The following is a 10,690-nucleotide window of genomic DNA, read 5'->3' as shown; positions in this document are numbered from 1 at the left end:
TCGACTCCGCCTCCGACGACGAACTATTCGACCTGGTAGACAGGAACTGACCGCGATGGCCACCGAAGCCAAACTCCGTGATTACCTCAAGCGTTCCATCGCCAAGGAACAGCGCCTGCAGCAGCGCCTCGACGAGATCGAGGCCCGCACCCGCGAACCGATCGCCATCGTGAGCACGGCCTGCCTGCTGCCCGGCGGGATCTCCTCGCCCGAACAGCTGTGGGAGCTGGTGGCGGCCGGCGGCGACGCGGTCGGCCCCTTCCCCGCCGATCGTGGCTGGGATCTGGAGGCGCTCTACGATCCGGACCCGGACGTGCCCGGCACCTCCTATGCGCGGCACGGCGGATTCCTCACCGGTGCGGGCGAATTCGATCCCGAATTCTTCGGCATCTCGCACCGCGAGGCGCTCTCGATGGACCCGCAGCAGCGATTGCTGCTGCGGGTCACCTGGGAGGCGTTCGAACGCGCGGGCCTGGACCCGCACGCGTTCAAGGGCAGCCGCACCGGTGTGTACGCCGGACTCGCCGGCCACGACTACGGTTCGCGCCTGGACCCCGTCCCCGAGGAGCTCGAGGGCTACCTCGCGATCAACAATCTCGGCAGCGTGGTCTCGGGCCGGATCGCCTACACCTTCGGTTTCGCGGGCCCCGCGGTCACCGTCGATACGGCGTGCTCGTCGTCGCTGGTGGCATTGCACCTCGCGGTGCGGGCGCTGCGGGCGGGGGAGGTCGATTTCGCGGTCGCGGGCGGCGCGTCGGTGATGTCGACGCCGATCGGGTTCACCGAGTTCTCCCGCCAGCGCGGACTGGCCACGGACGGGCGCTGCAAGGCGTTCTCCGACGACGCCGACGGCACCGGCTGGTCCGAGGGTGTGGGAATCGTTCTCCTGGAGCGACTGTCGGAAGCCCGCCGCAACGGCCATCAGGTGCTGGCGGTGGTGCGTGGCAGCGCGATCAACCAGGACGGCGCCTCCAACGGCCTGACCGCGCCCAATGGGCCGGCCCAGCAGCGCGTGATCCGCGAGGCGCTCGCCGACGCCGGGCTCGGCGTGGGCGACGTCGACGCGGTCGAGGCGCACGGCACCGGCACCGTGCTCGGGGATCCCATCGAGGCACAGGCCATCCTGGCGACCTACGGCTCACGCACCGGCGGTGAACCACTGTTGCTGGGCTCGCTGAAATCCAACATCGGTCACGCCCAGGCCGCCGCGGGCGTCGCGGGCGTGATCAAACTCGTCGAGGCCCTGCGCCACAGCAGCCTGCCCGAAACCCTGCATCTGGGTACGCCGTCCACACTGGTGGACTGGGATTCGGGCCGCGTCGAACTGCTGTCGCGAGCACGTGACTGGCCCGAGACCGGCCGCGCCAGGCGCGCGGGGGTCTCCGCCTTCGGAGTCTCGGGCACCAACGCACATGTCATCGTGGAGCAGGCCGTCGACGAGCCGCATGACGGCGCGTCCGGCTTGCGGACCGACGAGGATGGGACTGGCCCGGAACCACATCGGGCCTCATCCGCCGCCGGGCCGTTGCCACTCGTTGGTTCGGGTAGCGATGCGCATGTAGCACTCGGGCCGAGCGCGGATGAGCCGCCGGGGGATTCGGATGGGTTGCCGGGGGCTGCGGACGGCACCCCGGAAGCGGATGACACGTCGCTCGGTGCTCGGCCGTTGCCGTTCGTGGTCTCGGGCAGAGGCGTGGACGGCTTGCGCGCGCAGGCGGCACGGCTCGCCGAATTCGTCGCGGGCAACACGGTCGAACCGGCGTCGATCGCTTCGGCGCTGGTCCGGGACCGGGTCGCGCACGACACCCGCGCGGTCATCGTCGCGGCGGAGCGAGGCGAGCTGACCGCCGCCCTGGAGTCGCTGGCGAACGGACACGCGACAGCCTCGGCGGCGCTCACCACGGCCGCCATCGGGGGAGTCGGTGTCGTCTTCGCCGGGCAGGGTAGCCAGCGCGCCGGGGCGGGAGCTGCCCTGTACGAACGGTTTCCGGTGTTCGCGGCGGCCTTCGACGCGGCGGCCGGCGCGCTGGACCGCTATCTCGGTGCGGCCGTCGAGCATTCGGTGCGCGACGTCGCCTTCGGCGCGCCGGGAACCGAGGGTCTCATCGATTCGACCCTCTACACCCAGCCGGTGATCTTCGCGTTCGAGACCGCCCTGTATCGGCTGGTGGTGTCCTGGGGCGTCGAGATTCGCGCTGTCGCCGGGCATTCCATCGGCGGGATCGTGGCCGCGCACGCGGCGGGTGTGCTCTCGCTCGGGGATGCCGCGCGGCTGGTCGCGACTCGCGCGCGATTGATGGGGGCGTTGCCCGCGGGCGGGGCGATGATCGCGATCGAGGCCACCGAGGCCGAGGTGCGTGCGGTCATCGACGCGGTGGCCGCCCGCGCGAGCAGCGTCGCCCACGCCGGCGACGGCGCCGGTGTGGCGCTGGAGGATTCGCCGCGGGTGTCGATCGCCGCGGTGAACGGGCCCGATGCCGTGGTCGTGTCCGGGGTCGAGGACGCGGTGGTGGCGGTCGCCGCCGAGCTCACCGGATCGGGGCGGCGGGTGAAGCGGCTGACGGTCTCGCACGCGTTCCACTCACCGTTGATGGAACCCGTACTCGACGAATTCGCCAGTGTGGTGGCCGAACTGGACTTCGCCGAACCCGACGGGGTCACGCTGATATCGGACAGCACCGGCGCGGTCGCCGGTCGTGAGGAGTTGGCCGATCCCGACTACTGGGTCCGGCATCTGCGCGGCACGGTGCGATTCGCCGACGCGGTGCGCACCGCACGCGCGCAGGGCGCGGGCGTCTTCCTCGAGATCGGGGCCGATTCCGTACTCGCACCGCTGATCTCGGCGACCCTGACCGAAGAAGAGGTCGCGGTGACGGCGCTGGTGCGCCGGGGCCGGCCCGAGGTCGCCACGGTACTGACCGCCGCCGGGGTCGTCCACGCGCACGGCCAACGGGTCGACTGGGCCGAGATCGTTCCCCGGGCTCCCCGTATCACCCTGCCCACCTATGCCTTTCATCAGCAGCTTTTCTGGGCCGAACCCGTTGCCCGGACCCGTATCGGCCACGCGGCCGGAGCGACGGCCCTGGACCATCCGCTCCTGTCGGCGGTGATCACGGCGGCCGAAGGCGATCGACTGCTGCTCACCGGGCAGTTGTCGTTGCGCACCCATCCGTGGCTGGCCGACCACGCGGTCCTGGGCACGGTGATCGTGCCCGGCACCGCACTGCTCGACCTGGTGGCCCGCGCGGGTGAGGAAGCCACACTGCCGTCGATCGAGGAACTGATCGTGGAGTCCCCGCTGGTCCTCGGTGAGAGCGCCGTCGATCTCCAGGTAGCGGTCAGCGCGAACGGGGACGGCACCTCCGCCGTCACGATTCACTCCCGGCCGCTCGGCGGTGCCGCTGATGCCTGGACCAGGCACGCGACCGCCGTGATCGGTCCGGAAAACCCCGCGAGCACCGTGGATCTCGGTATCTGGCCGCCGCCGGGAGCCGAACCCGTCGATGTGACAGACATCTATCCCACGTTGTCGGCGACCGGCCTCGCCTACGGTCCCGCCTTCCAGGGACTGCGCCGCGCCTGGGAGCGCGACGACGAGCTCTTCGTCGAAGTGGAACTGCCCGAATCGGCGGGCACCCGGCCCGAGGGCTTCGCCGTGCACCCGGCACTGCTCGACGCGGCGGTCCATCTCCCCGCACTGCGGGCGCTGGCCGACGTGCCGCCCGGGCAGAACCGCCTGCCCTTCGCCTGGACCGGGGTCCGGATATTCGCCGCCGGCGCGGCGGCACTGCGGGTTCGCATCACATCGACCGGCCCCGACACGGTCGCCATCGACGCCGCAGACCCGTCCGGAGCGCCGGTCCTGAGTATCGACAGCCTGGTGGCACGCCGCGTATCCACCACCCAGTTGCGCTCCTCCCGTGCGGAATTGCGCGACACCCTGTTCGAGGTCGTCTGGACCGACCACGCCGCCACCGCCGGTCCGGCGCACTGGCTGGTCCTCGACGGCGGCACCGATGTGCGGTCGGTGCTCGACGCGCTGCGCGCGAGCGGCCACCGCGCCGAAGCCGACAGCGAGAGTATCGACCGCGGTCTCGCTGACAGCGCACTCGCCGGAAGTAGTTCTGGTGGAGGCGGTCTCAGCGGCGTCGGACATCCCGCAGCAGGTTCCGGCAACCTTCAGAACCCCGCGGGAGACGACGCCGCCGATGGTCCGGCTGGTGGACGCCACCCGATCACCGACACGGCGGCGCTGGGAAGCAATTCCGCCGTCGACGCCGCGATAGTCGCTGTTTCCGACGTCGATGCGTTGCTGCCGGTGCTACAGCGCTGGCTCGCCGATCCCGCGACTCTCACAGTGCCGCTCGTCGTACTCACGCGTGGCGCTGTCGCCATCGGCGAGAGCGAGGTGCCGGACTCGGCCGCCGCCGCGGTGTGGGGACTGGTCAGGTCGGTGCAGGCCGAGCATCCGGATCGGTTGCTGCTCAGCGATATCGATGACGCGCCGGAATCCTGGTCCGCGCTCGCCGCGGCCGTGAACGCGGCGGGCGATGGCGACACCCAGACGGCGTTGCGGACCGGTCGGATCTCGGTACCCCGACTGCGGCGCTGGGATCCGCCCGCCGGGGAGACCTCGAGCTGGGACACCGCGGGCACCACGCTGATCACCGGTGGCCTCGGCGGACTCGGCGCGGAGGTGGCACGCCACCTGGTGCTCACGCACGGGGTCCGGTCGGTGGTACTGGCAGGGCGTCGGGGCGCGGCCACCGAGGGCGCGGCGGAACTGGCCGCGGAACTCGAATCCGCCGGTGCAGCGGTCACTCTCGCGGCTCTCGATGTGACCGATCGCGCCGCGCTGCAGGAGGTCCTGGCGGCCATCCCGCCGGACCGGCCGCTGACCACCGTCATCCATGCCGCCGGCCTGGTCGACGACGGACTGTTCGAAACCCTCACCCCCGAACGAATCACCGCCGTCGCCGCGCCCAAGAGCGGCGGCGCCCGCACCCTGGACGCACTCACTCGCGCACTCCCCACCGTGTCCCGATTCGTGCTCTTCTCTTCGGTATCGGCCCAACTCGGCGGTCCGGGCCAAGCGGCCTACACCGCCGCGAACGCCGAACTCGATGCCATTGCCGCACAGCGACGTGCACTCGGCCTACCGGCGGTCTCCATCTCCTGGGGCCTGTGGGAACGCGCGAGCGGCACGACAGCGGCGCTCTCGGCCACCGACCGTGCGCGCATAGCCAGAAACGGGCTGCGAGCCCTGCCGACGGCGACCGCACTGGCACTGCTCGACGCGGCCGTAGCCGATCCCGCCGAGTCCTCGGCGGCCACCGCTGTGCCGGTGATCGCTGACGACCTCACCGCGGGGGCAGACGGTCACGGGGAAGCAGTCGTGCACAACCCCGCCGTGGTCATCGCGGCCGGATTCGACGGGCGGGCACTGGCTCGGCGGACCGATGCGCTGCCGCCGGTGCTGCGGTCGCTGGTGCCGGTGCGGCGGCGCACCGCCGCCCGGGACGCGGATTCCGGATCGGTGCTGCGGGCGATCGCGGCATTGGACGGGGTGGCTCGGGAGCGTGCCCTGCTCGACCTGGTGCGCGCCGAAGTCGGGGTGGCGCTGGCTCATCCCTCTCCCGATGCCATCGCCGGTGACCGGGCGCTGATCGAACTGGGGCTGGATTCGCTCAGCGCCGTCGAGTTGCGCAACGGGTTGGGGCGGGTGACCGGGCTGCGCCTGCCCGCGACCCTCACCTTCGATTATCCGACGCCGCAGGCCATCGCCGATTTCCTCGGCGGCCAGGTCGGGGAGACTCCGGAACCGGCTGCGGCGGCGGGTGCCGTGAGCGCGGGCCTGTCCGCGATCCACCGTCGAATGCACGACGCCGGAAAGCATTTCGAGGCCGCGCAACTGCTCGTTGCCGCGTCGCACGCACGCACCACGTTCGCCGTGGACGAGCGCGCACGGCACGCGCTGGCTCCGATCCGGCTCGCGCAGGGGCCGGGGGAGACCGTGGTCGTGGCGTTCCCGGCGGTGAGCGCGATCTCCGGTCCGCACGAATACTCCCGTGTGGCACAGGAATTGCGCGGTGAACGCGATGTGTACGTGGTGCCCGCGCCGGGATTCACGGCGGGTAGCGATGACCTGCCCGATTCGGTCGACACCCTGGTACGGCTGGGCGTGGAGGCGCTCGTCGAGGCGGTCGGTGATCGTCCGTTCGTGGTGCTGGGCCGTTCCATGGGCGGCTGTGTCGCGCACGCGGTTACGGCCGCCCTCGAATCGGAGGGTCACGCGCCACGCGGGCTGCTGCTCGTGGACAGCTATCCGGTCGAGGCGGCGCTGGAGCCCGGCATGGAATGGTGGACCGGGGCCATGATCGGCGGCATGCTCGCGCGCGTCGACCGGTTCGATATGGCCGTGCAGGACGAGCGGCTCACCGCCATGGGCACCTACAACCGGCTGTTCCTGGACTGGCGCGCCACCCCGGTGCGCACGCCGATCCACCTGTTGCGCTCGGATACTCCGCTGCCCGGTACCCGCACCGACGGGCCCCGGGACTGGCGGGCCTTCTGGCCGGTGCCGCACGACACCGCCGACATTCCCGGCGACCACTTCACGGTGCTCGAGGAGGACGCGGTCACGACCGCGCTCGCCCTGCGCACCTGGATCGATACCCTGGAACACACGTAACAACCGAACAGCGAAGCCCGGCACGAATGTCCGTGCCGGGCTTCGCTGTTCCCGAAATCAGCGGGCGAGTTGGGCGATGATGCCGTACCGATCCGGCAGCACCCCGTATTCGACGATGCGGCCGTCGCGGAAGCGGATGGTACTGATGCTGACCCCGGTGAACCGGCGGCCCGCGCCCCGGTCCGGCACACCGAAGATCTCACCGCGCTGAATGCCGTCGATGGTCCAGTACACGACCACCCGGTCGTCCTCGGCGATCAGATCGTCGACCGTGGCGGTGACGCCTTCGACGTTCTCACGCAGCCAGGTGATGTGCTCGACGAATCCGGACCGGCCCTTGATGTTCCCGGCCGGGACCGCGCTGTCGCGCCCGTCCTCGGCGATGATCTCGTCGAGCACCTCGAGCTTGCCCTGCGAAACCACCTCGTCGTAGAACCGCCGGGCCGCGGCCTTGTTGGCCTCGATGGCAGAGATCGTGGTCATCCTGTGCTCCTTCGTGCGGGTTGTCGAACTATCGGGAATCGAAAGGGGGTCAGAAGCCCTGGCCGGGCAGCGGCAGGATGCCGAGGTTGGCGTCCAGCCCGCCGTCCACGACCAGGGTGGTGCCGGTGATGTAGGCAGCCGCGGGCGAGGCCAGGAACCAGATGGCTTCGGCCTGCTCGACGGGTTCGGCGAAGCGGCCCAGTGGAATTCGCCGTTCGATGGCGGCCAGCAGCGTGGGATCCTGATGCACATTGGCGGTGATGCCGGTGCGGGTCAAGCCCGGCGCGAGCGCGTTGATCCGCACCCCCTGTGCGGCGTAGTCGATCGCGAACGCGCGCACCAGGTTGATCAGCGCGCCCTTGGACGCGTTGTAGGCCCAGTTGCCCGGATCACCGCGCAGACCCGCCACCGAGGCGGTGAAGATCGCCGAGCCGCCGCTCGCGCGCAGCGCCGGGATCGCGGCTCGCAGACCGTGAATCGGCCCGCGCAGATTGACCCCGAAGATGCGGTCGGCGGCATCGACCGCCCCCGGTGTCTCGAGCGGGGGAGTGCCACCGGTCCCGGCATTGAGGACCACGGTGTCGATGCGGCCGAACCGGTCCAGGGCGATGCGCACCGCCGCCACGTTCACCGCTTCGGTGGAGACGTCACCGCTCAGGGTCACCGGATTCCCGGACAGCCCGGCCAGTCCGCGCTCGTCCACGTCCACGGCGACCACCCGGTATCCGCGCTCGGCGAACAGTTCCGCGGTGGCGCGGCCGATACCGGACGCGGCGCCGGTGACGATCGCGACCCGCGGGTCATCGGTCGATGTCATGCGATTCCTTTCGAGAGTGAATGTTCGGGCGTCGAAAGTGCGAGTTCAGGTGCTGTGGCCGGGACCGGTGGTCGCGGGACGGCCGCGAGCAGTTGCCGGGTATAGGCGTGCTGCGGATGTGCGAAAACCGCTGCCGTATCACCTATCTCGACGATGTTGCCGTCCTGGACGATGGCGACCCGCCGGCAGAGCCTGCGCACCACCGCCAGATCGTGGGAGATGAGGAGCAGCGCGGCTCCGCTGTCCCGCCGGACCCGGTCGAACAGGTCCAGAATCTGGGCCTGGATGGTGATGTCGAGTGCGGAGACCGGCTCATCGGCCACGATCAGATCCGGTGCGGCCGCCAGGGCCCGCGCGATGGCCACCCGCTGGCGCTGCCCGCCGGACAGCCGTGCGGGGCGGGCATCGCGCAGTGTGTGCGAGAGCCCGACGTCGGTGAGCAGTTCGTCGACGCGTTCGGAGCGCGCGGCCCGTGACCAGGTCCGCGGCAGTGCCTCGCCGATGATCGTCGCGACCGCGTGCCGGGGATCGAAGGCGCTCACGGGATCCTGGTCTATGAGCTGGATCCGATGCCGGTGCGGCCGCCGTTCGCGCTCGCGCAGCCGCGACCAGGGCGCGCCGTCGAGCAGCACCTCCCCGCTGTCGGGTGCCAGATGCGCGAGCGCCAACCGGGCCAATGTGCTTTTGCCCGAACCGGATTCGCCGACCACGCCCAAGGCTTCCCCGGGACGTAGCGTGAACGAGGCCGGTTCCAGACCCACGGCGCGGCCGCCGCCGGGCAGGCGATAGAGCTTGGCCGCCGCTCGGAACTCCAGTAGTGGCACGGCATCCAGCGCCGCGGCCGGTTCGGGCGGCGCGGGCGCCACTTCGACCGGGGCCGTGGCCAGGCCCGGGCGCAGACAACGCACCGAGCGCCCATCGGCCAGTGGGACGGGTTCGGGCAGGCTGGTACGGCAGTCATCGCCGGCGAGGGGGCAGCGCGGCGCGAACGGGCATCCGGTCTCGGCCGGTTCGGCCCAACGCGGCGCGGTCGAGACCAGCGTGGGCCCGTCCAGTCGCGGTGCGGCGGAGAGCAACTCGGCGGTATACGGATGGGCGGGCGCGCCCAGCACCACCTCGGCCGGTCCCTGCTCGACGACTACCCCGGCGTACATGACCGCGACCGTGTCCGCCGACTCGGCGACCACCGCCAGATCGTGGCTGATCAGCAGGACCGCGGTCCCGGCCGCCCGCAGTTCCGACAGCAGTGCCAGAATCTGTTGCTGCACCACGACATCGAGCGCGGTGGTGGGTTCGTCCGCGATCAGCAGTTCCGGCCCGGCCGCCAGCGCCGAGGCGATCAGCGCTCGCTGGCGCAGGCCCCCGGACAGCTCGTGCGGATACTGCCGCCAGCGTCGCTCCGGATCGCCGATGCCGGCGCGCCGCAGCAGGCCGAACACCGCGTCGTCGAGGTCGTCGGCGGTGGCGAGCCGGTGGATCTCGAGCGGTTCGGCGACCTCGTAGCCGATCCTGCGTAGTGGATCCAGGGAGGTCAGCGCGTCCTGGAGCACGAAACCCACACGGCGGCCCCGGATTCGCCGCCAGCGCGCGCTGTTCGCGCCGCGCAGGTCGTCCGTGCCGAGGGTCAGTTCGCGGGCACGCACCCGCGCATCGGCTCCCGCCAGCCCGACCAGGGCCCGCGCGGTCACGCTCTTACCGGACCCGGATTCGCCGACCAGGGCCACACACCGGCCCCGCTCGACCTCCAGATCGACCGACCGCACCGCGACCGTGCGGCCGAAGGCCACCGACAGATCCCGTACCGACAACAGCGGTTCGCTCATTGAGTGACTCCGTCCACGCGTTCGCGCAGGGCGCGACCGGCCACACTGATCGACATCACGGTGAGGGTGATCGCCAGCCCGGGGAACAGCGCCAGGGTCCACGCCGCCGACAGATAGTTCCGGGACTGCGCGAGCATCGTGCCCCATTCCGGGACCGCGGTGTCGGGCCCCAGCCCGAGAAAACTCAGCGACGAGCCGATGATGATCGCGGTTCCGATGTTGATCACCACCAGCACACTGAGCGGCAGCAGCACATTGGGCACGATGTGGCGCCAGGTAACCCGCCACGGCGCGATGCCCAGGTCCAGTGCCGCACGCACATAGGCCAATCGGCGTACCTCATGGGTGCGGATCCGGACCAGCCGGGCGAAACCGGGTGTCAGCGCGATGGTGATGGCCAGCACCACGTTGCCGGTTCCCGGACCCAGCACCGCCACCACCAGCAGCGCCATCAGAATGGTCGGAAACGCCAGCAGCACATCGGCGAGCCGCATCCCGATCTGATCGGCGACCGGACCGCCCAGCGCCGAGCCCAGTCCCCAGAGCAGGCCCGCGACGGTCGCGAGCAGCGTCGACCCGACCCCGACCAGCAGCGAGGCCCGCGCGCCGTACACCACGCGCGCGTACTCGTCGCGGCCCAGCCAGTCGGTGCCGAAAAGGTGTGTGCCGTTCGGTGATTGCAGGGCGATGCCGGGATCGATCGACTCCGGCGAGCCGGCCAGCAGTTGCGGTGCGATGACCGCGACAGCGGCCAGCGCCAGCACCGTCGCGGCGACCAGCCGACCGGGTCGCGGCAGGGAATGCCGGTCCCGCAGGCGAATCAGCGTCGCCCGCCCTGCTCCCACGGCCGTAGTCATCGGGTCACCTCGCGAAGTC

Annotated in this window: 5 protein-coding genes and 1 pseudogene; 2 read left to right on the top strand and 4 right to left on the bottom strand. The window is 71.0% G+C overall.

Annotated features, from left to right (window positions below; translation table 11 throughout):
- Positions 1–20 precede the first annotated feature (20 nt).
- Both ACFVBH_RS03740 and ACFVBH_RS03735 read left to right on the top strand, forming a co-directional pair.
- Positions 21–1,528 (top strand): annotated as a pseudogene (locus tag ACFVBH_RS03740) (type I polyketide synthase); the annotation flags it as partial.
- Between the two features lie 147 nt (positions 1,529–1,675).
- Complete coding sequence (locus ACFVBH_RS03735; RefSeq protein ID WP_379001573.1) at positions 1,676–6,691, top strand: SDR family NAD(P)-dependent oxidoreductase; 5,016 nt, start codon at positions 1,676–1,678, stop codon at positions 6,689–6,691.
- Positions 6,692–6,748: 57 nt separating this feature from the next.
- Here ACFVBH_RS03735 and ACFVBH_RS03730 read toward each other — a convergent pair whose 3' ends face one another.
- Genes ACFVBH_RS03730 through ACFVBH_RS03715 form a run of 4 tightly spaced genes read right to left on the bottom strand, consistent with a single transcriptional unit; the run spans position 6,749 to position 10,671 of the window.
- On the bottom strand, positions 6,749–7,174 hold the full coding sequence (locus ACFVBH_RS03730; RefSeq protein WP_378999516.1) for an ester cyclase: 426 nt from the start codon (positions 7,172–7,174) through the stop codon (positions 6,749–6,751).
- Between the two features lie 49 nt (positions 7,175–7,223).
- The gene (locus ACFVBH_RS03725) at positions 7,224–7,991 is read right to left on the bottom strand and encodes an SDR family NAD(P)-dependent oxidoreductase (protein ID WP_378999514.1); all 768 of its coding nucleotides are present in this window, start codon (positions 7,989–7,991) and stop codon (positions 7,224–7,226) included.
- On the bottom strand, positions 7,988–9,814 hold the full coding sequence (locus tag ACFVBH_RS03720; protein WP_378999512.1) for a dipeptide ABC transporter ATP-binding protein: 1,827 nt from the start codon (positions 9,812–9,814) through the stop codon (positions 7,988–7,990). The genes ACFVBH_RS03725 and ACFVBH_RS03720 overlap by 4 nt, the downstream gene beginning before the upstream one ends.
- Complete coding sequence (locus ACFVBH_RS03715; protein WP_378999510.1) at positions 9,811–10,671, bottom strand: ABC transporter permease; 861 nt, start codon at positions 10,669–10,671, stop codon at positions 9,811–9,813. The genes ACFVBH_RS03720 and ACFVBH_RS03715 overlap by 4 nt, the downstream gene beginning before the upstream one ends.
- Positions 10,672–10,690: the final 19 nt, after the last annotated feature.

This window comes from Nocardia sp. NPDC057668 (assembly GCF_042799795.1).
GTDB lineage: Bacteria > Actinomycetota > Actinomycetes > Mycobacteriales > Mycobacteriaceae > Nocardia.
The sequence above is the reverse complement of the archived record's forward strand: the minus strand, read 5'-3'. Positions and strand labels throughout refer to the sequence as shown.

Excerpts from the sequence above, each read along its gene's own strand:
- ACFVBH_RS03725 (WP_378999514.1), bottom strand. The coding sequence starts at position 7,991 with ATGACATCGACCGATGACCCGCGGGTCGCGATCGTCACCGGCGCCGCG.
- ACFVBH_RS03730 (WP_378999516.1), bottom strand. The coding sequence starts at position 7,174 with ATGACCACGATCTCTGCCATCGAGGCCAACAAGGCCGCGGCCCGGCGG.
- ACFVBH_RS03715 (WP_378999510.1), bottom strand. The coding sequence starts at position 10,671 with ATGACTACGGCCGTGGGAGCAGGGCGGGCGACGCTGATTCGCCTGCGG.
- ACFVBH_RS03720 (WP_378999512.1), bottom strand. The coding sequence starts at position 9,814 with ATGAGCGAACCGCTGTTGTCGGTACGGGATCTGTCGGTGGCCTTCGGC.